This window comes from Shewanella sp. 125m-1 (assembly GCF_052977065.1).
The window spans coordinates 184,693-208,648 of the sequence record NZ_JBRILT010000001.1 but is presented as its reverse complement, the minus strand read 5'-3'; the positions used below and the strand labels follow the sequence as shown (position 1 = coordinate 208,648).

At 44.2% G+C, this 23,956-nt stretch carries 16 protein-coding genes; 8 read left to right on the top strand and 8 right to left on the bottom strand.

Annotation, left to right across the window (positions count from 1 at the left end; translation table 11 throughout):
- Positions 1 to 2: 2 nt before the first annotated feature.
- Both glgB and malQ read right to left on the bottom strand, forming a co-directional pair.
- Complete coding sequence (gene glgB, locus ACVBIK_RS00920; RefSeq protein WP_447168862.1) at positions 3 to 2,279, bottom strand: 1,4-alpha-glucan branching protein GlgB; 2,277 nt, start codon at positions 2,277 to 2,279, stop codon at positions 3 to 5.
- Positions 2,276 to 4,738, bottom strand: a complete 2,463-nt coding sequence (gene malQ, locus ACVBIK_RS00915; RefSeq protein ID WP_447168861.1) for a 4-alpha-glucanotransferase — start codon at positions 4,736 to 4,738, stop codon at positions 2,276 to 2,278. Before malQ ends, glgB begins: the two co-directional genes overlap by 4 nt.
- Before the next feature lie 511 nt (positions 4,739 to 5,249).
- Between malQ and yiaY the strand changes: the two genes are divergently transcribed.
- Positions 5,250 to 6,398 carry an L-threonine dehydrogenase gene (yiaY, locus tag ACVBIK_RS00910; protein ID WP_447168860.1) on the top strand — a complete coding sequence of 383 codons (1,149 nt, stop codon included), beginning with the start codon at positions 5,250 to 5,252 and terminating at the stop codon, positions 6,396 to 6,398.
- A gap of 649 nt (positions 6,399 to 7,047) precedes the next feature.
- On the opposite strand, the gene ACVBIK_RS00905 is transcribed toward yiaY, so the two are convergent.
- Both ACVBIK_RS00905 and ACVBIK_RS00900 read right to left on the bottom strand, forming a co-directional pair.
- The gene (locus ACVBIK_RS00905; protein ID WP_447168859.1) at positions 7,048 to 10,203 is read right to left on the bottom strand and encodes an efflux RND transporter permease subunit; all 3,156 of its coding nucleotides are present in this window, start codon (positions 10,201 to 10,203) and stop codon (positions 7,048 to 7,050) included.
- A gap of 489 nt (positions 10,204 to 10,692) precedes the next feature.
- Positions 10,693 to 11,847, bottom strand: coding sequence for an efflux RND transporter periplasmic adaptor subunit (locus ACVBIK_RS00900; RefSeq protein ID WP_447168858.1), 1,155 nt, complete (start codon positions 11,845 to 11,847; stop codon positions 10,693 to 10,695).
- Positions 11,848 to 12,308: 461 nt separating this feature from the next.
- Between ACVBIK_RS00900 and ACVBIK_RS00895 the strand changes: the two genes are divergently transcribed.
- The 3 genes from ACVBIK_RS00895 (at position 12,309) to ACVBIK_RS00885 (ending at position 14,988) form a co-directional block, all read left to right on the top strand.
- A complete protein-coding gene (locus ACVBIK_RS00895; RefSeq protein WP_447162679.1) occupies positions 12,309 to 12,671 on the top strand; it encodes a cytoplasmic protein in 363 nt (120 codons plus the stop codon).
- Between the two features lie 433 nt (positions 12,672 to 13,104).
- On the top strand, positions 13,105 to 14,406 hold the full coding sequence (locus ACVBIK_RS00890; RefSeq protein ID WP_447168857.1) for an NAD(P)/FAD-dependent oxidoreductase: 1,302 nt from the start codon (positions 13,105 to 13,107) through the stop codon (positions 14,404 to 14,406).
- A gap of 372 nt (positions 14,407 to 14,778) precedes the next feature.
- Positions 14,779 to 14,988, top strand: coding sequence for a hypothetical protein (locus tag ACVBIK_RS00885; protein ID WP_442529678.1), 210 nt, complete (start codon positions 14,779 to 14,781; stop codon positions 14,986 to 14,988).
- Positions 14,989 to 15,091: 103 nt separating this feature from the next.
- Here the strand turns inward: ACVBIK_RS00885 and ACVBIK_RS00880 are convergent, their stop codons facing one another.
- Positions 15,092 to 15,460, bottom strand: a complete 369-nt coding sequence (locus ACVBIK_RS00880; protein ID WP_447162681.1) for an acyl-CoA thioesterase — start codon at positions 15,458 to 15,460, stop codon at positions 15,092 to 15,094.
- 302 nt (positions 15,461 to 15,762) lie between these two features.
- On the opposite strand from ACVBIK_RS00880, the gene ACVBIK_RS00875 reads away from it, so the two are divergent.
- The 3 genes from ACVBIK_RS00875 (at position 15,763) to ACVBIK_RS00865 (ending at position 20,014) form a co-directional block, all read left to right on the top strand.
- Entirely contained in the window at positions 15,763 to 17,268 is a 1,506-nt protein-coding gene (locus ACVBIK_RS00875; protein WP_447162686.1) for an alkaline phosphatase, read from the top strand.
- A 162-nt stretch (positions 17,269 to 17,430) separates the two neighbouring features.
- Complete coding sequence (locus tag ACVBIK_RS00870; RefSeq protein ID WP_447168856.1) at positions 17,431 to 19,026, top strand: alkaline phosphatase; 1,596 nt, start codon at positions 17,431 to 17,433, stop codon at positions 19,024 to 19,026.
- 142 nt (positions 19,027 to 19,168) lie between these two features.
- The gene (locus tag ACVBIK_RS00865) at positions 19,169 to 20,014 is read left to right on the top strand and encodes a hypothetical protein (RefSeq protein ID WP_447168855.1); all 846 of its coding nucleotides are present in this window, start codon (positions 19,169 to 19,171) and stop codon (positions 20,012 to 20,014) included.
- Between the two features lie 109 nt (positions 20,015 to 20,123).
- Here the strand turns inward: ACVBIK_RS00865 and ltaE are convergent, their stop codons facing one another.
- On the bottom strand, positions 20,124 to 21,140 hold the full coding sequence (ltaE, locus tag ACVBIK_RS00860; RefSeq protein WP_447168854.1) for a low-specificity L-threonine aldolase: 1,017 nt from the start codon (positions 21,138 to 21,140) through the stop codon (positions 20,124 to 20,126).
- A gap of 338 nt (positions 21,141 to 21,478) precedes the next feature.
- On the opposite strand from ltaE, the gene ACVBIK_RS00855 reads away from it, so the two are divergent.
- Positions 21,479 to 22,117, top strand: coding sequence for a trimeric intracellular cation channel family protein (locus tag ACVBIK_RS00855; RefSeq protein WP_447162685.1), 639 nt, complete (start codon positions 21,479 to 21,481; stop codon positions 22,115 to 22,117).
- An 88-nt stretch (positions 22,118 to 22,205) separates the two neighbouring features.
- Here the strand turns inward: ACVBIK_RS00855 and ACVBIK_RS00850 are convergent, their stop codons facing one another.
- Both ACVBIK_RS00850 and ACVBIK_RS00845 read right to left on the bottom strand, forming a co-directional pair.
- Positions 22,206 to 23,030, bottom strand: coding sequence for a mechanosensitive ion channel family protein (locus tag ACVBIK_RS00850; protein ID WP_447168853.1), 825 nt, complete (start codon positions 23,028 to 23,030; stop codon positions 22,206 to 22,208).
- 29 nt (positions 23,031 to 23,059) lie between these two features.
- The gene (locus ACVBIK_RS00845) at positions 23,060 to 23,662 is read right to left on the bottom strand and encodes an OmpA family protein (protein ID WP_447168852.1); all 603 of its coding nucleotides are present in this window, start codon (positions 23,660 to 23,662) and stop codon (positions 23,060 to 23,062) included.
- Positions 23,663 to 23,956 lie beyond the last annotated feature (294 nt).

Here is a 23,956-nt window from a genome sequence, read left to right as displayed (position 1 = left end):
CTTTAGCCCCGACCTAAGACTAAACAAGCAAGTGGAGCAATCGTGATCTCAGCACTATAAGCCAGTCCCTGATAGGGCTGTTCTTGCGCTAAAATAACGCCACTATTGCCGACATTGCTGCCACCATAGGCCTGACTATCACTATTGAGTAATTCGATATAATCATGCTTATCGGGTAAACCGATACGAAAGCCTTCATGCACCTGTGGCGTCATATTGATAATAAAGATAATTGAGCTCTCGCCTTTTTTACTATCACCTTGTTTACTATCGACGGCCCTGCTACTGCGCATAAAGCTAAAAATACAGCTTTGGCTGTTATTGCAATCTAACCAACGAAACCCGTCAGGTTCGCCATCTAGCTGCCACAATTGCTCACTCGACTGATAAAGTCTATTGAGATCTTTAAGCCACAATTGCACTCCTTGATGGGGCGCGTATTGCAGTAGATGCCAATCTAAACTCTTGTTATGGCTCCATTCATCACGCTGAGCAAACTCACTGCCCATAAACAGCAACTTTTTCCCCGGATGACCCCACATAAAGCCATAATAGGCTCTTAGGGTGGCAAATTTTTGCCAATCATCATTGGGAATTTTGTGCAGTAAAGAGCCTTTACCGTGTACCACTTCATCGTGGCTAAGCGCCAAAATAAACTGCTCGGTATATTGGTACACTAAGCTAAATGTCAATTCTTGGTGATGGTGTACTCGGTAAATCGGGTCGCGCTTAATATAACCTAAGCTGTCATTCATCCAGCCCATGTTCCACTTAAAGCCAAAGCCCAAATTGTGTGAGCCGTGTCGCTCGGCGTCTTGCGTATCAAGCATATGAGTCACCCCCGGCCAAGCGGTAGACTCCTCGGCTATCATGCAGATCCCCGGAAACGCTTGGTACATGCGCTGATTCAGCGCCTGTAAAAAGTCAATGGCCGCTAAGTTTTCTCGACCACCAAACTCATTAGGCTGCCACTCTCCGGGTTCTCGGCTGTAATCGAGATAAAGCATAGATGACACGGCATCTAACCTGAGTCCGTCAAAATGAAACTCTTTAAGCCAATAGCACGCATTACTCAACAGGTAGCTTTGTACCTCACCGCGGCCATAATTATAGATAAGCGTGTCCCAATCAGGATGTTCCCCCTGGCGAGGATCGTTATGTTCATACAGGCAACTCCCATCAAACTGAGCTAATCCATGGGGATCTTTTGGAAAATGCGCCGCCACCCAATCTAAGATCACTGCGATCCCAGCTTGATGGCAGGCATCAATAAAAGCTTTAAGGGCTTGGGGATCACCAAAACGACAAGTAGGCGCAAACAAGCCAACAGGCTGATACCCCCAAGAGCCATCAAACGGATACTCGCTGATTGGCATTAACTGTAAATGGGTAAAGCCCATATCAACGACATAGGGAATAAGCTGTTCAATCAAGTCTTGATAGTCAAAATACTCTTCACCCTGCTCACCTTTACGCCGCCATGATGCTAAGTGAACTTCATAAATTGACATCGGCGCTTGATGCCATTTGACCTTAGCGCGAGCCTGAAGCCATTGGCTATCTTGCCATTGATATAAAGTTTGCTGCGGCACCAAAGAAGCATTACTTGGCGCAGCTTGCATCGCCTTGGCATAAGGATCGGACTTTTCTAACCGTTCGCCATGGCAGCTAACAATTTCAAATTTGTAATGTTGACCCCCTTTGGCGCTGGGAAGAAAAATCTCCCATAAACCATTGGCCAAATGCTGACGCATAACATGAACGGCGCCGTCCCAATGATTAAAATCCCCTAGAAGCGAGACTCGCTTTGCATTGGGAGCCCATACACAAAAATGCACCCCCTCGATACCTTGAACGCTGCGCCAGTTAGCACCCAGAAACTGGTAAGCGTGCTCTTGTCGACCTTCACCAAACAGATATACGTCATCATCAGCTAACAAACTCGGGAATTGGTAAGGGTCAATAATATCTTCTTGGTTCAAAGGGTATTGCACGCGCAATAGATACAAAAAAGGTTTAACTCTACGCCCCATAATGCCGCTAAATATCCCCTCTTCATTATGTCTTTCTAGGCTGGCAACTTTACGACCTGTTTTATAGCAAATGACCTCAACACTTAGCGCACCACGCAAGAAGCAACGTACACTCAAAGCCTTACCTTGATTAATACTGTGCATGCCTAGCAAACCAAATACGTCTACATATTCGCTATTAAGTAGCGCAATATCGCCACCGCTTTGCAATTCACCAGCATGTTGAGTCATAGCAATAGAGTTCATAGAAGGTTGTCCGTATTGGTGTGGTTTGAATATTCAGAAATTGACGAGCTTGTACTATCAAACGTCTTGTCCCTGCACAGCTCTGAGCCAGTATCACTGCTGCTATGTTGAACTGCGTCCTTAGTATTAGCGGCAAAACCCGCCATGCGACCTGCCGACACTTGCAGCATCAAATGCTGCACGCGGTCATCTTTTGCTATCTCAGCTAATGTTTTAGGTAAGCGTCGCTGCCAGTTAGGGTATTGCTGCCACGTGCCCGGCACATTAACGCTTAAACGCTCTAATGTAAGATCGCACAGCTGTACACTAAATAATTCAGCATTACCGGCTGCACTCACCTTTATCCAAGCCTGTAACAATTGCGGATAATCAATCTCATGTAATTTGCACTGACTAGACATCGCACCTTGGTTGATCAACAGATTGAGCAGTTGTATCTTATTCTTGGCGCGCTCATCTTGTGCAAACTTAAGCGCTTCATCACTATCAATAAGCTCAAGCGAGCGACGTAAGTACAAGTCGCTACCTTGCCACCAGGCTTTTAATGTTGGGACGTCATGATTGGCTAACATCATTAAACAACGACGTTTATAATCCGCCGGGGGAGTAAACTGATCATCTTGCTTATTGAAATAAAACAATTGGTTTGACATCACCCCAGCAGCTTGCAAGCGACACACTATTTCTGGCGGAATCAAGCCTAAATCTTCACCAATAATCTGGCAGCGAGCACGCTGACTTTCGATGCATAAGATCGCAATCAAGCAATCCTGCGGATAATAAACATAAGCCCCGCCACCAAGCTCGCTATCCTTTGGCCACCACCATAAACGCAGTAGTGACATAACATGATCGATACGAAGGGCCCCGCAAGACTGCATATTCGAGCGTAATAAATCGATAAAATGCTGATAACCAGTGGATTTAAGCGCGATTGGATCAAAAGGAGTCAGTCCCCAGTTTTGCCCCTGAGGTGCAAACTCATCGGGCGGCGCGCCAATACTGGCATGGGTACAAAATAACTCAGGCTGAGACGCGACTTCACAGCTATCGGCCGATACCCCAACGGCAAGATCGCGGACTAGCCCGATAGACATCTGCAACTGTTTAGCGTGCAATTGACACTGGGCTAACTGCTGCTCAGCGATAAACTGCAAGTAAGCAAAAAACTGCGGTTCGTCACGGTTACACTTTTGGGCTGCAGACTGATGCTGGCAAAACTGGTTAAGCGCCGCGCCTTGCTCGCAGACAAATTGTTTAAATAGCCGCGCTCTAGGTGTATTAACTTCTAGGTGTTGCTGACAAAATGCCTGATATAACTGTTGATAAACGATGTATTTATAGTGGCTAATATCTCGATAATTTAACCAGTTTGATTGGTTTAACACCCTTTTTAACGCATCAAGACTAGCAACTCCTTTGAAGCTGTCATCACTTACCGATGGCTTATGTGCTTTACTCGGTGCGTAACCACGATTTAATGCCGTTAATAGCGCTTCAAGCTTCAGCAGTTCAAATTCTGCCACTTGCTCAATATTAATATAAAGTGGATTAAGTCGACGTCGATCATCTGGGCTGTAAGGACTCACTGCATCTGGATTGGCAATATCGAGTGCGTGTAGTGGGTTAAGTAAAATAAATGCCCCGCCATGCTTAGCAAGCATATCGATAAGCTGCATTAAGTCGCCAAAATCACCTATCCCCCACTGGTTTTCGCTGCGTAGACTATAAAGCTGAATACTCAGTCCCCAGGCTTTCGTGGGCTTATTGGCATTAGTGGACTTAGTGGCATTAGTAGATTTAGTAAATTTACTGGCCCGCGCTACCGCTTCTGCTCCCTGAAAAGTCTCAACAGGTGCCACCAGCCAAGTCCCCGTAGCATGCTGCTTGCTCGATTCAGTTAAGGCTTGACTCAATGACGCTTCAGGTATAGCCCCTAAGGTATCAAGCTCGACACTGACTTTATGATACCCAAGGCCGATGTGAGGTAACTCAATACCCATTAAAGCCGCTGATATTGTTAATCGATAATGCAGATACACATCTGCAGCGATGTGATAATTACCAATAACCTCACAGTGCTCGTTACTGTGCGGCGTACAACTAAATTGATAACACTCACCGCATTCAAGCTGCAGCTTAATATTAAGCACCTGCCGATAAGTTTGTGGCAGATAAACCTCTAGGGTTAGCTGGTTAATATCGCAATGCTGAAATACCGGTAATAGTTGTGTCCAAGGTTTAGCATCAAGTAGATAGTTTCTTTGCTCTATCCATGGGGAAGACTGAAGTTGATGACGGCGTACCATTGCGGGTTCACATTTATGCTGCTCATGGGGTGCTAGCATGCAGGCTAATATATTAAGCCTATCCTCCTCTGAGATCCGGATGTACGCGCCATGGCAGTCGATAAACTCCGCCGCTACGCCTTGCAAATACAGTAACTTTTCTAGCCCCATACCTGTCATCCTTGCACTTCGCCATTCAAAAACTTAATAGAGCAGTTACCATGCCAAAGACAAATAACAGCTTGAAGACAGTTTTATTGCAACAGGGTGACATTATTCATGCTAATAAAATCAGCACGTTAAATGGGAAGTACAAACAGATGTAATCGAAACATCTAAAAAAGGCATTAAACAGTCAGGCAGACATCTGCACAAAATTAGCGCAGCCGCTGACCGATATTGAACGATATTGAACGATATTAGCCATAAAATAAGAGATTAAGAGCGAACAGTAATATCAAAATTCAGTAGAGCGAATACCTGAAAAATTGTGCTTAACTGAATACTTGTCTCCATGTCATAAAATTACAAAATTAGTAAGACAGATCCAACTTTCGGGCTATTTTTAGCTAAATAAACGCCTTATTTGAAGTTGGTCACACCTTTATCAAACTAGTGTTGGTACTTTAATTACCAGAAAAGATAACAACTTTTAACATTAAAAGCGTAATAGGTGATTCTTATGGCTGCTAAATTTTTTATCCCATCTGTCAATATCTTAGGGCAAGATGCTGTTACTGAAGCGATTGGTGACATCAAGTCACTAGGCTTTAAAAATGCATTAATTGTTACAGATAAACCTCTCGTTGATATTGGTCTGGTAGCCCAGGTCACAGACAAGTTGGCAAGCAACAATATTAACTCTGTCATCTTCGATGGTGTACAACCTAACCCAACAGTGGGTAACGTCGAAGCAGGTCTTGAAATATTAACCGCTAACAACTGTGATTTCGTGATTTCTCTTGGTGGTGGCTCGCCACATGACTGCGCAAAAGGCATCGCATTAGTTGCAACCAATGGTGGTAGCATTAAAGATTATGAAGGTTTAGATGTATCAACTAAGCCACAACTTCCCCTCGTTGCCATCAACACCACCGCAGGCACTGCGAGTGAAATGACCCGTTTCTGCATCATTACCGATGAAGAGCGTCATATTAAGATGGCCATCGTAGATAAGAACACGACCCCCATTCTTTCCGTAAACGATCCTGAGTTAATGCTACTAAAGCCTGCAGGCCTAACCGCTGCGACAGGTATGGATGCATTAACCCACGCCATCGAGGCTTACGTATCGATTGCCGCGAACCCAATAACGGATGCGTGCGCGATTAAAGCGATTGAGCTCATTCAAGCAAACTTGGTCGAGGCCGTTGAAAATGGCCAAAGCATTGAAGCGCGCGATCAAATGGCATACGCACAGTTCTTAGCCGGTATGGCATTTAACAATGCGAGCCTTGGTTATGTGCATGCAATGGCGCACCAACTCGGCGGTTTCTATGACCTACCACATGGCGTATGTAACGCATTACTACTGCCTCATGTGCAAGCCTACAACGCGCAAGTTGTACCTGCTCGATTAAAAGATGTTGCCAAAGCCATGGGCGTAGATGTAGCAGCAATGAGTGATGAGCAAGGTGCAGAGGCCGCAATCACAGCCATTAAGAAGTTATCTGTTGCAGTCAATATTCCAGAGAACCTCACTAAGCTAGGGGTCAAGGCTGAAGATATTGCAACACTTGCTGACAATGCACTTAAAGATGCATGTGGTTTTACCAACCCTAAGCAAGCGACTCACGCAGAGATCTGCCAAATTTTTACTAATGCGCTTTAGTTAAGAAACAATAGTAAGAAGTAAGAAGCAATAGTTAATGCGCTTTAGTTAAGAGCAATAGTTAATACGCATTAACTCGCTCTAAAAAGTCAAAGTCTAGTTTTACCCAGAGCAAACACTTAACGGTTAAGTAAGAGGTGAAAGGTCGCAAGCAAATTTAGCTCCCATAATTTGACTTGCGCCTTTTATGCTCTTCTCATTCGATAATGAGTCGTTAACCATATTGCCGACAATCTGCTCTAGATTTAATTTTTTTAGAAAAAAAACTGCTAATTTTTAACAATGTGTAGCAAAAGAGTACTACTTTAAGATTATTTTAATGTTGGAGGTAGGATACAAAGCGATACATGTTTGATATAATTATCTGGTTCGCTTTTTCCCTGCAAAAGTTAAAGCAAGCTTAGAAACCCACTCCTCGGAGTGGGTTTTTTCCTTTCTGCAGCAATTTAACCGCACCACTTCGCGCCATTTCATAAAGTACATTCTAAATCATAACAATATTGATTGTGGTTATGCATGCTAGCGCCAACGACCAAGGCAGACCTTACTTTCATAACCGATACTCGCTTAAGTCCCACAATCACTCTGCATAAAAAAGCCTGCTTTGCAGCAGGCAATTTAGTTAAAGCGATAACCGTAGGCTAATGTCTTATGGCTTTACTTGATGCTCTTGAACTTGAGACTCCTCAGGTTCTTTAGGTAAGCCTTTAGCCCTTTCACGCATCTTTTGCATGATAACGTAAAATACCGGCACTAATAACGTACCCACAATAGTGGCCGCTAACATACCGCCAAACACAGAGTAACCCAACGCGCGGCGGCTTCCTGAGCCTGCGCCCGTCGCTATCACTAATGGCAATACCCCTAAAAGGAATGAGAACGCCGTCATCAATACTGCACGAAAGCGTAATCGCGCCGCCGTCTGTGCAGCTTCAATGATACTCTTACCCTCTTCGTGCAACTGTTTAGCAAACTCCACAATCAAAATCGCATTCTTACAGGCAAGACCAATCAAGAGCACCAAACCAATCTGAGCATAGAGGTTTAAGTCTGACCCCACTAACAAGATGTTAAGGAATGCTCCTAATACCGCTATTGGTACCGCTAGAATAACGGCAAATGGAATTGTCCAACTCTCGTACTGAGCCACTAGGAATAGGTAAGTAAAGACTAACGCCAACGAGAAAATCAGCGGTGCTAGGTTACCCGCTTTAATCTCTTGATAAGTTTGTCCTGTCCACTCAAAGGTGTAACCAGCCGGAAGCGACTCGTTGGCCGCGCGCTCCATTGCCGTAATCGCATCACCCGAACTAAAGCCGGGAGCCGGAAAACCATTAATCGTGGTCGAACTAAACATGTTGTAGTTATTCATCACGTCAGGCCCCAAAATTGGTGTCACTGTCACCAACGTACTTAAGGGGACCATCTCGCCAGTCTTAGAGCGCACATAGAAACGTGAAATATCTCTATCGGAGTTACGGTACTCTGATTCTGCCTGCAAAATAACTCTAAACACCTTACCGAAACGGTTAAAGTCATTGACGTACATAGAGCCAAGCATGGTTTGCATCGTCGAGAAGATCTCATTTAACGAGATCCCCAGTGCTTTAGCTTTATCTCTATCAACATCAACAAACATTTGTGGCACATCGGCGCGGAAATTACTAAAGGCCATGGCGATTTCAGGTTGCTCATTGGCTTTCATAATTAAAGCACGCATCACAGAGGCCAACTCTTGGGGACTGCGCCCTTGAGTGTCTTGCAATACAAACTCAAAGCCCCCCACGCTACCTACGCCAGGAATTGGCGGCAGTGAGAATGCCATCGCCTTCACTGCAGGGTTAGCGGCATATTTAGCTTGTAGCTTAGCTACAATCGCTGACTCAACCATGTCGGGGGATTCACGTTCACTCCAAGTTGATAGAGTGACAATCATCAAACCACCATTTGATGACACTGAACCGGTTAAAATACTAAAGCCACTGGCATGGATCACATTCTCCACACCCGGTTCGGCAAGCGTTAACTCAACCAGATCTCGCATCACATCTTCGGTACGGTTAAGTGAGGCGCCATCGGGTAGCTGAATATCCACCATGAAGGCTTTCTTATCTTCCATCGGTACAAAACCCGACGGTAACATTTTGGCGACCCCCCCGGTCACAAGGATTAGACCAACATACACCACGCCAACGATGACCAGCTTACGTGTCAGCAACGACACTAACTTCATGTACTTGCCCGTAAATTGTTCAAAATACTTATTAAAGGCAGCATGGAAGCCTTTCGTATGTGTCTTAGGCGCGCGTAGTAATGATGCACAAAGAGCTGGGCTTAAGGTAAGTGCATTAATTGATGAGATAAGTACAGAGATACAGATAGTCACGGAGAACTGGGCATACATCTGTCCAGTGATCCCCGGCATCACAGCCGTTGGTGCAAATACCGCAAGCAATACCAGGGTCGTCGCAATAATCGGCCCTGTGACCTCTTTCATCGCTTTAGATGTCGCCTCTTTAGGTGATAAGCCTTCATCTTGCATCAAACGAGTGACGTTCTCCACCACCACAATCGCATCATCGACGACGATACCAATCGCGAGAATAAGCGCGAATAAAGAAACAGTATTGATACTCATATCAAAAGCAAGTAAGAAGGCAAATGTACCGATAAGCGAAACTGGAATGGCAATAGCAGGCACTAAGGTTGAGCGTGCATCCTGTAAAAAGATAAATACGACAAAAACCACCAGCGCAATAGAGATAAACAGGGTTTGCACCACCTCTTTAATTGAGGTTTCAACAAACTCAGTGGTGTCATACAGCACTTCATACTGCAGATCATCAGGAAAACGCTCAGACAGGTTTTCCATTTCAGCCTTAATCGCTTTACCGACTTCTAAGGCGTTTGCATCTGGTGATTGATAGATGGCGATAATTGCCGATGGCTTGTTATTTAGCTTACCTTGAGCATCATAGGTTTGAGAGCCAAGCTCCACTCTAGCAACATCGCCAACCACCACCTTAGAGCCATCGTTATTCGCTCTAATCATCACGTCGTAAAACTCTTTAGGGTCCTTTAAACGCCCCTTGGTCTGCAATGTATACTGAAATTGCTGCTCAGGATCGACTGGCGCTGCGCCAATTCGTCCTGCTGCCACTTGAATATTTTGCTCTTGTAGCGCTGCAATAACATCGCTCGCAGTAACCGCTAGGCTTGCCATTTTGTCAGGGTCCAGCCAAATACGCATGGCATAATCCAGTGCGCCAATGACCTGTACTTTAGACACACCATATTGACGCGCTAGCGCATCTTTTACGTTTAAGCCAGCATAGTTAGTAATAAACAGAGAATCAAAAGTTTCATTAGGTGAAACCAGGTTAACCACCATCAGCATGTTAGGGCTTTGTTTTTCGACCTTAACCCCCTGACGCTTTACCTCTTCAGGTAGACGCGGCATGGCCTGCTGCACTCGGTTTTGTACTTTCACCTGAGCCATATCGGCATCGGTGCCTACCTCAAAAGTAACATTTAACGAGTAACTACCATCGTTAGCACTTTTCGACTCCATATATATCATGCCTTCAACACCGTTCACTTCGGCTTCTAAAGGCTGGGCTATGGTGTCTTTGACAATATCAGCGCTGGCACCAGAGTAACTGGTTGATACACTTACTTGTGGCGGTGCTATTTCTGGAAATTCTGACACAGATAACACTGGAATGGCGATCAGACCAACCAAGGTCAAAACCGTTGAGATCACAAAGGCAAATTTCGGCCTGTTAATAAAAAATTCACTAATCATGAGTTCCCTCCCGCAAAAAGCGGCAAACTTAGGGCACCTGCTTTAATAAAAAATTCACTAATCATGAAATCCCTCCCGCCAAAAGCGGCAAACTTAGGGCACCTGCTTTAATAAAAAATTCACTAATCATGAGTTCACTCCCGCCAAAAGCGGCAAACTTAGGGCACCTGCTTTAATAAAAAATTCACTAATCATGAGTTCCCTCCCGCTAAAAGCGGCAAACTTAGGGCACCTGCTTTAATAAAAAACTCACTAATCATGAAATCCCTCCCGCCAAAAGCGGCAAACTTAGGGCTCCTACTTTAATAAAAAATTCACTAATCATGAAATCCCTCCCGCCAAAAGCGGCAAACTTAGGGCACCTGCTTTAATAAAAAATTCGCTAATCATGACATTCCCCAATCAAATCTAGGCGTTGCTCGTCGAAGACCCCAAAAGGGATCACGGAGCAGATGTGAATAAATACATTCATCTTGACTGCTCCGGCTATTATTTTTCATCTTCTTTGAAAGGAATAACTTCTTGCTCTACTGGATTAACCTTGATGCCTGGACGAATTTTTTGCAGCCCTTCTACCACAATGCGTTCACCATCGACTAAACCACCCAATACACGCCATTCAACGCCGAAACGGTCACCCAGCTCAACAATACGTTTTTGAACTTCATCTTGCTCATTGAGCACCATAACAAAACGACCTTGTTGATCTTCCTGCACTGCAGCTTGAGGGATAAGTAGTGCACTTTCGGTGATGGGTGATTCAATCACTAAGGTGACAAACAAACCTGGAAGCATCAGCTTGTCATCATTTTTAAACGTGGCTCGAACAGGTAAAGTCCCGGTAGCCGCGTCAACGCGATTGCCAACAAAGTCGATATAGCCGACTTCATTGAACATGGTGCCGTTGGGTAATCTAAGACGCATAACAATATCAGTAATTTTTACGTCTCTATCGACAGCCTTAGAGAAGTTTTGTTGAGCAGTGATCAGCTTCTTTTCTGCGACTTGAAAATTGACCCACATAGGTTGAAGCTGCACTAAACTCGCCATTTCAGATTGCGGGGTAATGATGTCGCCGGTACTGACTTTTGAGTGACTGATCCGCCCAGATATTGGTGCATATACCTTGGTATAGCTTAATTGTAGCTCTGCGGACTGCACGGCAGCCTCGGCTTGAACCACTCCAGCTGCGGTGGTCAATTTTCGACTGGTGAGTTCATCCATATCCTGCGCACTGATCATGCCATCAGGCAATAACCGACGGCCACGTTCCCAATTCATAACCGCCACATCTCTTGATGCAACCGCTTGCTTTAATACTGCTTTTTGCTGCGCTAATTCTGCTTCATAGGTCGATGGATCGATTTCAAATAATAGATCCCCCGCAGTAACATCATCACCCTCAATAAAGCTACGCTTGAGTAACTGACCTTGGATCTGTGACTTAATAATCACATCTTCTGATGCCCTAGTTCGGCCAACAATTTCTGATTTAGGTGTTATCAACTGTGTATGAGCGGTGTTGACAATAACACTAGGCAACATGGCTTGTTGCGGCGCGGGCGCGTCACCACAGGCAGTGAGTGCCGTGGCGCTAAAAATTAACATCCACAACTTAAGGTTTGAAACTGTTGAACCGGCCATTTAAGCCTCCAGGTAGATAGGGTCTGCGCTATATTTTTATCCTGAAATTATAGGCTTAACCCACCAACAAAAGATACCTTTTCGCAACAGAACATCAAAAAAGGCAACATAACTAATACGTGAAGCCTGATTAAGGCCAATTCACTCCGCTGCTTAACAATCAACAATACAAACACTTCAACTGATGCTTTATTAGCCAAAGCGACTACTTAGTTTACCTGTATCGATAAAAGTGAGATCTGGAACAAGGTTATTAAGCCAAATGTCATGGTAAACAATAGGTACAGCAACTAGAGTGTTAACTAGGCGTTATATTAAAGCGCTATAGAATTAGTAGATATTGAGTTAACCCATCTTTGCTCTAACTACACAGAAAGTACGCTCAAGCCACCTAGGTGGTTGACCAAGATTAAAAACGATGCCTAAGATGGCATTAGTCACAGCGAACAGGTAGGTAATTTATGACAGCAATCTCTCATGTATACAACTACACAGTCCGATGTCCTCACGTTAAGGATCCCGCACACCCAACTAGCTGGCGAAACCATGTTGAGCTCAACCGCTCTTGCGAAATCGCACTAGATAGAATTACTAAATGGCACGGCCATTCTGGCAACCGACTATTTGAACATGAAGGGTTTGTCGTCAGAGAGTGTGAGCAAGAGCAAGCCTACTTCGCCATGCAAAATGACCGTCTCAACGATGACAAGCATGCATTAGTGACTTTCAAAGTGTTTATGGATAACAAGACTAAAGACACATCGGTACAAGAAATCATGGAGCATGTTATCGAAGATTATAAGTCTCGCTTAAGCAAGCTTTAATCATTGCCGGCATGCTTTAGTGATTAGACTCTAGAGCATGCCGCTTTATATTTTACTTCCATAAAAGAGCAAGTTCACACTTCTGACTTTCCTCCCCTTGTTCAGCTCACAAATCACGAGTTAGCTTTAGCCAAAGAAACCCATAAAAACGCTCAAACAAAAAAATTAAAAGTCATAAAATACAACGAGATAAAAAAGAACACCTTCTCTTTCCCTAGGTTTTAACTCTCTAGACCTCTAATTGCCGTTTTTTATATCTACTGCTACACTTTTCTGGTTTTCTCATCAAAACTATTCTGTATGTAAAACAATTAGCAATTAACCTTAAGCTACTAATATAAAAGTGTTTATACCTTAAAACCAATGCCCATTGTATTACTCACTACACCCTAGATTTATTTTCAGTTTTATCTGATTAAGGATTATAAAAATCATGCATGAAATGCCAAATATTGTCATCGTAGGTGGCGGCGCTGGTGGTATGGAGATCGCCACCAAACTCGGTCATCAGCTGGGACGTAAAGGCAAAGCCAGAGTCACATTAGTTGATTGCGCTGAAAGCCATATTTGGAAACCCCTTCTGCATGAAGTTGCAACGGGTGCGCTCGATATTGGTATCGATGCCATCAGCTACCGAGGCCATGCAGCGAGCCATGGTTATCACTTTCAGCAAGGTGCGATGATAGATCTAGATAGAGAAACCAAACAGATCACGCTGGCGGCCATTAATGACGATAAAGGCTATGAATTACTTCCGGCTCGTCGTATTGACTACGATTACTTGGTAATTGCTATTGGCAGTATCGCAAACGACTTTAATATTACTGGTGTGCGCGACCACTGCGTATTTTTAGATAGCACAGAACAAGCCATGGAAATTCGTACCATGCTGTTAAATAAGTTCATGCGCTATGCAAGCCATCATCAGTTAGATGACAAAATTAAAATTGCTGTCGTAGGTGCTGGAGCAACCGGTGTAGAAATGTCTGCAGAGATGCACCATGCGGTCGATCAGTTACGTGGTTTCGGCTATAAAATCGATAGTAGCCTGTTAGAAATTACCCTGATTGAAGCCGATGAGCGCATTTTACCTAAGGTTGAAAAGGAAGAGATCTCAGCTTCAGTCGCAAAAGAACTGACAGCTATTGGTGTCAAAGTGATGACCAATACTCGTATCAATCAAGTCACAGAAGATGGCCTGCACACATCTGAAGGCGAATTTATCCCTTCAGATATGGTGATCTGGTCTACAGGTGTTAAAGCGCCAGACTTCTTAAAAGATATCGGCGGCCTTGAAAGCAATCATATTAATCAAGTCATGGTTAAACAAAATATGCAGAGCACACGCGATCCCGCTATTTTCGCGATAGGCGACTGCGCAGCATGTCCTCAAGAAGATGGCAGCTGGGTACCACCACGTGGTCAATCTGCACGCCAAATGGCACTAATGACTGCAGACAATATTAAGTTATTATTAGCAGGTAAACCTGCCTCAAATAACTATGTCTATAAAGACTTAGGTGCTTTGGTTAACCTGTCTAAGTTCCACACGGTAGGTAACTTGATGTCATTTATCGGTGGCGGCGTAATGGTAGAAGGTAAGATTGCTCGCTTCGTTTATACCTCTCTTTATAGAAGACACCTTATTGAACTTCATGGACCAATAAAAGGCACGCTATTGATGTTAGCCAAAGGGATCAGCCGTATAGTGCACCCACATTTGAAGCTGCACTAATTAGCTTTGTGAATGTTGCTGGTATTTTGGTATAGCACCAGCAACATTTTTTGCCAATTTGAGTTGGCTTGTTCAGTTCTGCGACACTTCAAAATCAAACTTCGTTTGATAACAAAGTCCATCAAGCTCTATATCTTCAGGCTAAGAGTGGCCTCCAACTAAAGTGGTTCCCATGGCCTGCGGCCGGCGTATGTGCAGGCGATTTATAGCAATGAATTCTCAAGTTAGAAACAGCGGCTTAGTAACACCAAACAAAAAATATAATCAGCCTTTATTAGAAGGCTACCCTGATAACGTGATGATCTGCCCTAGCGCAGCTTAGATAATACTGGCAATATGCCAGCAATATTATAAGAAAGAGACAACTCCCCTATGAAAAAGTTAACTTTAGTAGCAGCGCTATTTTGCACTCTCGTTTTCACCGGCTGCGCAGAATTGAAAGACGCTGGACGTCAAATTGGCACTACCACTAAAGAAGTGACAACTGATATTGGCCATGCCACTCGAGATACCACCCGCGCCATAGGCCACGCCTCAAGAGATGCGGTTAACTCGGTAAAAGAAGATCTTAGCGAAGACTGATATTGAGTATTAAGATGTTTCTATCGTGCTAAAGGCGCAATATTCAATATTGCGCCTTTTGTTTTTTCTCCAAATTATTCGCCTTTACGATTAAGCCTCGACGTTAAGCAGCGTTTGCCCGCATACCGTGTGCTGTGGGTTGCCCTTTTTCATTCACATGCACAAATACAATTTTATCGACTCTCACGATTGGCAAATGAGTGAGCTTATTACGCACCTCACAAGAGATGGTGATTGAGGTAGCCCCTGCACTTATCAGCTCTAAACCAAATTCAATGACATCTCCCTGCCTCGCAGGTGATAAAAAATTGATTTCCGAGATAATTTTAGTCACGTGACGTTGGCTTTTCATCTGACAGCCAGCAAATATGGCAGCCTCTTCATCAATCCAACTTAATAGCTGCCCACCAAAAAGAAAGTTAGCTGGGTTTAAGTGCTCAGGTTTAATAAAACGACGACTGTAATATTTCATTTTGCTGCCCTATAAGTTAAATATCTATTTAGTAGTAGCAAAAATAACGCCGACAATGGTAAACAATGAAATTCAAGCACTTACCGTTCACAAAGGTTTATTCAATTAGTGTGATTGCACTAATGTGGCGCCGCTTGCCCCTAAAAAGTGCTCCGACAATTTAACTCGTTATGCCCCGCTTTACAGCTGAACACTTGCTTAAGCAACAAAACCGACATAAATCCGACTCAATACCGTCATGCTTTTGCATGACAATCACCTCGCACAAGGAAACCTTATATAAACCTTATTAACTGACGGTGATAATAGTGAATAATATTAACAAAATAGCTGTGATTATCTCTTGTAGTCTAGCAACTGCAGCGGCAACGGCCTCTGTATTGCCTAGCAATCAAACAGACAGCCAATGGTATAAAGATAGTGCCAAACTTGTCAGCGATAAAACCCAGCAAACAACGACACCGAAAGCCAAGAATGTCATTCTTTTTGTTGGTGATGGCATGGGGGTATCAACCTTAACAGCCGCTCGTATTTTTGAAGGCCAGCGACAAACGGGTAACCAAGGTGGAGAAGAAAACTTCTTAAGTTTCGAGAAGTTTCCAAAAACCGCACTGGTTAAAACCTACAATACTAACCAACAAACCCCCGACTCAGCAGGCACCATGACTGCTATTGCGACAGGCGTAAAATCCAAAGCCGGCGTGTTATCAGTTTCTGATACTAGCCTTCGGGCAAACTGCTTATCGTCTAGAGGGAATGAGTTAGTTACTTTGGTTGATTTAGCCAATGCCAAAGGCCTTTCTACTGGCGTTGTCACTACTGCACGAATTACTCACGCAACCCCCGCAGCAACCTATGCCACTTCTCCAGAGCGAAACTGGGAGGCTGATTCAAATCTACCCGATGAAGCGATAACCAACGAATGTAAAGATATCGCCTACCAGCTAGTCATGCGTGAGGAAGCGGATGCGTTAACCGTTGCACTAGGCGGTGGACGTAGAAACTTTATTCCCAGCGATATGATTGACGGTGAAGATAAATCTGGCCGCAGAAATGATGGCGTAAATTTAACCAAGGTCTGGACTGACAACCTAAGTAATGCCGCTTACGTTTGGGATAAAGCAGGTTTCGATGCTGTTGATGTCGCGTCAACAGAGCACCTACTTGGCTTATTCAACTCATCACATATGCAGTATGAAGCTGACCGCGCTAATGATACCGCTGGTGAGCCTTCACTAACTGAGATGACAACTAAGTCTATTGAATTGTTGAACAAGAATGAAGACGGTTATTTACTGATAGTTGAATCAGGCAGAATCGATCATGCTCACCATGCTGGTAACGCCTACCGAGCCATGATGGATACGGTTGAGTTATCTAATGCAGTGCAAGCTGCGGTTGAAAATACCAACCCAGAAGAGACCCTCATCATGGTCACAGCTGACCACAGCCACGTGTTTACCATTGCAGGCTACCCTAAGCGCGGTAACCCGATTTTAGGTCTGGTCCACAACATTGATGGCAGCGTTGCCGTTGCTCAAGATGGCAAGCCCTATACCACCGTGGGTTACACCAATGGCCCCGGCGCAGTTGTCGGTCAGCGTGATGACTTAAGCTCGGTTGATACTCAAGATAAAGAGTTTATGCAGCAGGCACTTGTGCCTATGAGTAGTGAAACCCATGCCGGCGAAGATATTACTCTGCACGCAACTGGGCCGGGTTCAGATCTTGTTCAAGGCGTTATTGAGCAAAACGTAATTTTTCACATCATCAATCAAGCCCAAGAGCTTGGCGGAACCAAATACTAAACGCTATGAGCTATGAGCACTAATGCTTTTAGTATGAAGGCTAAAAGCTGCACGGTTTAGAGTACTCGGATCAATCCGATGACGACTAACCATAAGCGGTGTTCACACATGACTCTCACTGACTAAAACAGTCAGCACTAGTACCGATTTATGGAGTTTAAAATGAATAAGAAATTACTGGTAATATCAATAACTGCCATGCTGGGACTTGCCGCGTGTGGCGATGACGGTGATAAAGGCGAAGATGGCAATAATGGTCAAGATTGGACAAGCGTCAACCAATGGTATGTTGATGGCCAATCGCGCGTCACTAAAGCCCAAGGGCTGAGCATCAATAATCAATCAGGCGCAGCTAAGAACATCATCCTATTCGTAGGTGACGGCATGGGCGTTTCAACCGTCACTGCTGCACGCATTTTAGAAGGCCAACTAAAAGGCCAGACCGGTGAAGAGCACTCATTGTCTTTCGAAACCTTACCTTATCTAGGTCTTGCCAAAACCTATAACGTTGACGGTCAAACACCAGATTCGGCCGGCACTATGACGGCAATGGTCACTGGTGTTAAAACGGATGTAGGGGTGATTTCACAAGCCGAAGGTGTTACCCGCGCTAACTGTGCATCGACCGAAGGCCAAAACTTAGTCACCTCTTTAGAGCTTGCAGCAATGGCTGGCCTGTCAACAGGTGTTGTTTCTACAGCGCGTATTACTCACGCCACTCCTGCAGCCACTTACGCCCATGCCCCTGAACGTAATTGGGAAAGTGATGCCGACCTCCCTGCAGAAGCCATCGCCAATGGTTGCAGTGATATCGCATCTCAATTACTGGATTTTGATTATGGTACAGGGCTAAACGTGGTCATGGGTGGCGGGCGCCGCGCCTTTATTCCAACGACAGTGACCGATCCTGAAGGTAAGTCAGGTAAACGTACAGACAGCAGAGACTTAACCAGTGAATGGTTATCTAAGTACACTAATGCCGCTTATGTTGCCGACCGAGATGAATTTTTAAACCTCGACCCAACAACGACCGATCATGCACTTGGACTATTTAACTCATCGCATATGGAATACGAACTTGACCGTACCATTGACGGTGCTAGTGGCGAGCCATCTCTTGCTGAAATGACAGCCAAGTCAATTGATATTCTGCAAAAGAACGACAAAGGCTTTGTGCTGATTGTCGAAGCCGGGCGCATCGATCATGCTCACCACGCAGGTAATGCTGCCCGTGCGCTGCATGACACCATTGCACTGTCAGAAGCCGTACGTGTCGCCATGGAAAAAACATCGACTAAAGATACCCTTCTCATGGTAACGGCAGATCACAGCCATGTGTTTACCATTGCAGGCTACCCCACTCGCGGTAACCCAATTTTAGGCTTAGTTAAAAGTAATGGTTCTGACGGGTTACCCGTCGTGACCAATGCTACTGACTCAAATGGTTTACCTTATACCACTGTTGGTTATGCCAATGGACTAGGTTACGCCAACCTCGCAAGTGGTGGCGATGAGCGTTATGGCTACGCTGCAGCGCCAGGGCGCTTCGATCTAAACTATGTCGACACCCAAAGTGCAGGTTTCCATCAAGAAGCATTAGTACCACTAGGGAGTGAAACTCACGCAGGTGAAGATGTTGCCATTTTTGCCAGCGGCCCTGGAGCGCATTTAATCCAAGGTACTGTGGAGCAAAATCATCTATTTTACGTAATGAATCATGCTGGAAACTTAGTCGAAAAAGCTGAAGCGGCGCAATAAAACACCAAGGGTAAGGCATTAATCGCCACCGAGGTTTGTTCACTCGGTGGCATTGATTAATGCCTTAATACTCTCGAATTCGAGTCTTCAACATCTTCATTATGTAAGAAGCATTAAGTAAGAACCATTAATAGGAATCAAGATGCCGTTTTCATTCATTTCGCAATCCAATCATTCTAAGGGCAATGTAAACCGCCCCAAGAAACCGTTATCACAGGCGATAATCTTCAATCGTTTATTGAGTCTGTGCTTTCTCAGTGCCTATGTCACAACGGCTAATGCCGATCCAACCAGACAATGTGAGCAAATTAACCCCGCTCACCTCAGTGCGACTTACAGCGCCACGAATGCATCTGGTCAACAAAGCACAATAACATTGCTTAGAAGCGCTGATAAAGTCATTTACCAGCGCAGTCCGACGAGCTTTGAAATGTGGGATAAACAAGGTGAGTATGTGCGTTACTTTCCCACAGAACAGCGTTCTATCACCTATCGCAAGGGTGACTTATTATCTTTGAACATGCATTTCGATTTACAGCAGTTAACGCATCTTATTTCACCGGAGTTAATCAAGCAGTTATCAAACGCCCAGCATGAAACTGCAGCACCTAGCCCCGAACAACATGAAACGCATCACTCAGCCAACCTAAGCTGCCAAGCGGTAGCACACTACGAAGGTCTGTTAGCAGGTAATACACTCAATCTCGTCTGGATGACAAAACTAATGCTGCCAGTAACGATGACGGTGCAACAAAAAGGTAAGCAGTTCAGTTACCAGTTAACCGAAATAGAGCCCTTCTCATCTGATGCCTTTGCTGCTTTAATTTCAAATTATAACGATATGGACTTTGCCGATGTTGGTGACAATGAGTCAGACCCTTTTATTGCAAAAATGATCCACCAAGGATTTATTCAGCACGGCAGTTCTGGCTTTTATGACAGCCAGGGGAATCAGCTATCTAGTGGTGAAAGTGGCCACCAGCATTAATACCGCATCCCCCTTAATACCTTATCCCCTTTGGCTTCGACTGTTTAATAACAAAAAAACCTAGGCGTAGACCTAGGTTTTTATCTTTCCATCCGCAAAATCAGACCAGTTAAACGCGGCTCAACAGCCCCTTTAGCTCGCTAATAAAGTGGGTGATATCGGCTCTTGAAATATCCGCGTGCGTCACAAAACGGATGGTTTTACCTGGGCTCAATAAAATACCTTTGGCCTTCAAATCAAGCGCAAGTGCTTTAGTATCAATCTTGTCACTCACCACAGCAAACACCATATTAGTCTGCACTTGTGACATATCGACTTCGAAGCCTTCGATAGTCGCAAGCTCCGTTGCAAGGTAAGCGGCATTATCATGATCTTCAGCTAAGCGTTCTACCTGCTCTGTTAGCGCCAGCGTTGCTGCCGATGCCAAAATACCTGCCTGGCGCATACCACCACCTAACACTTTACGCCAACGTCTCGCCTTAGTAATTAAGCGCTCGTCACCTAATAAAATAGAACCTACGGGTGCACATAGCCCCTTAGAAAGACAAATTGAAACCGAGTCAAAATACTGAGTGATCTCTGTCATTGGCATGTTTTGCGCCACCGCTGCGTTAGCAACACGGGCACCATCGAGGTGAATTTTCAAACCTCGCTCGAAAGCCAATGCTTGCGCCGAGGCAAGATATTCTTGCGGCACAATCTTTCCACCTATGGTGTTTTCTAAGCTCAGTAAGCGTGTGCGGGCAAAGTGGATATCATCAGGTTTAATCGCTGCTTCAATATCCGTTAATAAGATACTACCGTCAGCCTGATTGGTGAGGGGTTGAGGCTGAATACTGCCTAGAACTGCTGCCCCTCCGCCTTCAAACTTATAGTTGTGCGCCTGTTGACCACAAAGGTATTCGTCACCGCGCTCACAGTGCCCCATCAACGCAAGTAAGTTCGCTTGAGTCCCTGAAGAGGTAAAAAGTGCATTATCATAGCCAAACATTTCAGCGGCCATATCTTCAAGGTAGTTAACACTTGGATCGTCGCCATAAACATCATCCCCAACTTCAGCCTGACTAATCGCGGCGCGCATAGCAGCCGTAGGCTTAGTGACCGTATCACTGCGAAAATCAATCATTGTTAACCTCAAGTCTCTTGATCTGGAATTATCAAACAAAGGCTAATATTACTGCGGCGTTTAATGAACTGCCAGTTCAAATTGCAAAGTTTACAAACATAAAAAAATAGTCAGCAAAGCGTAGCCTGTAGCTCTAACGCCTAAATTTAACAAACATGAATACAAATAAAATAGAAATCTAATCCCGAAAAACTCAAAACCCAGCAAATATGTAGACTTTAGGCAGGAGCAAGAAAACAACCATTAGAAAAAATAATGCAACAACATATCTTTTATCATTGTATTTTTATCGTAAAAAGAGCGAAAATCGTCTCCCTTTTATTTAGCTAGTGCAAATTATGTTAGAAGTTAAAGTTATCAGCTTTTTGTGGCTTATCGGTATTCTTGCCGAAGCGATGACAGGTGCACTGGCTGCAGGTAAAAAACAGATGGACCTGTTTGGTGTAGTCATAATAGGTTGTGTTACCGCCATAGGTGGCGGCACGTTGCGCGATATTTTACTCGGCAACTACCCATTGATTTGGATTGAAAATGTCCATTACTTGATTGCCATTGCTGCAGCCTCATTACTCACTGTAATGATTGCACCAGTTATGCGTCATCTGTCTAAACTATTTTTGGCCATCGATGCCATCGGTTTGGCTGTGTTTTCAATTATTGGCGCTCAAAAAACCTTAATGCTAGGTTTTAGCCCTGAAATAGCTATCGTTATGGGTGTCGTTACAGGCGTATTTGGTGGTGTGATTAGGGATATTCTCTGTAACCAGGTACCACTTATCTTTAAGAAAGAGCTATACGCTTTAGTCGCACTATTAACCGCTGCGGCTTATGTGGCAATGAAGTTTTATGGCGTGCCGGAGTGGATTAACCTTTCAATATCGTTAACCTTTGGTTTTAGCTTTAGAATGCTAGCAATTCGTTATAAGTGGTCAATGCCCAAATTTGATTATCAGTACCAATCTGATAACGCGCATTAATGCTCATTCGGTATAATCTATAGAAACTAAAAGGTCGGCTAATGCCGACCTTTTTTATTCACTCAAGTTTAATACTATTTGATAGTCATTAAGCGGCTGGAGTCTCTTTTACATAGAGATCCATTTGTGGGTATGGAATACCAATGCCAGCTTCATCTAGTGCAATTTTAATCTGCTCTAGAATTTCAAAATGCGCAGGCCAGTAGTCAGAACCATTTACCCATGGGCGAACCACAAAGTTAACCGATGAATCAGCAAGCTCTGAAACGGCTACTGTGTATGCAGGATCTTTTAGCACATACTGGTTATTTTCAAGAATGCTAGACAGTACCTTTTTCGTCTCAGCTAGATTTGCATCATACGAAACACCAATCACTAAACCTAAGCGACGAGTCTCCATCGCGGAATAGTTAACAATGGTGCCATTCATCATTGCCGAGTTTGGTGCGATAACCACTTTATTGTCAGGTGTCAGCAGTCGAGTTGAGAAGATAGTGATTTCATCTACCGTACCCGCAATGCCAGCAGCTTCAACATAGTCACCAACACGGCATGGTCTAAACAGCACCATTAACACGCCAGCGGCAAAGTTAGACAGTGAGCCTTGAAGTGCCAAGCCTACCGCTAAACCCGCGGCACCAATAACAGCAACTAACGAGGCGGTTTGCACACCAATTTGGCCAAGCGTGGCAACGATGGTAAATACAAACACCAATGCCCAAGCCATATTGGCAACAAACGACACGACCGTCGTATCGACTTTACGCTTTTTCAATAATTTTGTAGTTAGTTTTTTTGCTATATTCGATAAGAACTTACCGATGACAAAAATGATAATGGCAAAAAGTATCTTCATGCCATAGGTGACGATTAGCTCTGGTGCTTGGTCCATTAAACCTTGCAAGTTATCCATTTACATACTCCCTTAAATATATGATAAAACTATTGAATAATAACTAAAAACTCGACACGTCGGTTCTGTTGACGACCATACGCGTTTTGATTACTGGCAACCGGGAATTGACTCCCCATACCTTTAACCTGAAATCTATTGGCAGCAAACCCAAACTGCTCAACTAATACTTTCTTTACCTGCTCGGCTCGCTCTCGCGACAACTTTTGATTAACGCTCCTGTCACCGATAGAATCCGTATGGCCAACGAGCAACAGTGGCACTCTTGTCACGGCTAGCCAACGCGTTAGCAGCTCAAATGCTTTTACCTGGGACATTAAAACTTGGGATTGAGCAAATTCAAACTTAACAACCACCGATCTATTTTCTTTACAGCCAGCCGGATATAAACGCCCATCACTGGTCGAAAAACATAAGTTTGGCACGATTCTAAGCTGCTCGATGACCACTGCACTGCCTTGACGATGATCACAACCTCGAGCATCGACACGCAGATCTCTGGCAGTATCTTCACAAGCATCTTTTAAATCTGGCACTCCATCAAGATCGGTATCTTGCCACTGCCGAGCCGATAACCCTGCCGATAAGTTCATGGTAATAAGCAACATCAGCATCAACTTTACCAAAGTCATCTCCTCTAAAAACCTAACACACTCTACTAAGCTTTTATCGATAAACCTTATATCTGACTAGAAATGTTCGATTTTACCAGCGAGACCCAACATCTATCACCACGGGCTAGGCGGTCAACATTTTACGCCAAATAATTTAAAAACACAGCAGAATAATTAACTTAAGCATTACAAGCATAGCTAATATCTAGCATATTTCGATTTTAGGGCTATTTTCCCCTCATGCAACAATAAAGACCGAACGCAAAGCATAAAAAAACCGTTATTACTGATGTAATAACGGCTTATTTGTGT

Coding starts and splice junctions, on each gene's coding strand:
- ACVBIK_RS00855 (WP_447162685.1), top strand. CDS start 21,479: ATGTTAGAAGTTAAAGTTATCAGCTTTTTGTGGCTTATCGGTATTCTT.
- ACVBIK_RS00880 (WP_447162681.1), bottom strand. CDS start 15,460: ATGAAATATTACAGTCGTCGTTTTATTAAACCTGAGCACTTAAACCCA.
- glgB (WP_447168862.1), bottom strand. CDS start 2,279: ATGAACTCTATTGCTATGACTCAACATGCTGGTGAATTGCAAAGCGGT.
- malQ (WP_447168861.1), bottom strand. CDS start 4,738: ATGGGGCTAGAAAAGTTACTGTATTTGCAAGGCGTAGCGGCGGAGTTT.
- yiaY (WP_447168860.1), top strand. CDS start 5,250: ATGGCTGCTAAATTTTTTATCCCATCTGTCAATATCTTAGGGCAAGAT.
- ACVBIK_RS00905 (WP_447168859.1), bottom strand. CDS start 10,203: ATGATTAGTGAATTTTTTATTAACAGGCCGAAATTTGCCTTTGTGATC.
- ACVBIK_RS00870 (WP_447168856.1), top strand. CDS start 17,431: ATGAATAAGAAATTACTGGTAATATCAATAACTGCCATGCTGGGACTT.
- ACVBIK_RS00850 (WP_447168853.1), bottom strand. CDS start 23,030: ATGGATAACTTGCAAGGTTTAATGGACCAAGCACCAGAGCTAATCGTC.
- ACVBIK_RS00900 (WP_447168858.1), bottom strand. CDS start 11,847: ATGGCCGGTTCAACAGTTTCAAACCTTAAGTTGTGGATGTTAATTTTT.
- ACVBIK_RS00890 (WP_447168857.1), top strand. CDS start 13,105: ATGCATGAAATGCCAAATATTGTCATCGTAGGTGGCGGCGCTGGTGGT.
- ltaE (WP_447168854.1), bottom strand. CDS start 21,140: ATGATTGATTTTCGCAGTGATACGGTCACTAAGCCTACGGCTGCTATG.
- ACVBIK_RS00895 (WP_447162679.1), top strand. CDS start 12,309: ATGACAGCAATCTCTCATGTATACAACTACACAGTCCGATGTCCTCAC.
- ACVBIK_RS00845 (WP_447168852.1), bottom strand. CDS start 23,662: ATGACTTTGGTAAAGTTGATGCTGATGTTGCTTATTACCATGAACTTA.
- ACVBIK_RS00885 (WP_442529678.1), top strand. CDS start 14,779: ATGAAAAAGTTAACTTTAGTAGCAGCGCTATTTTGCACTCTCGTTTTC.
- ACVBIK_RS00865 (WP_447168855.1), top strand. CDS start 19,169: ATGCCGTTTTCATTCATTTCGCAATCCAATCATTCTAAGGGCAATGTA.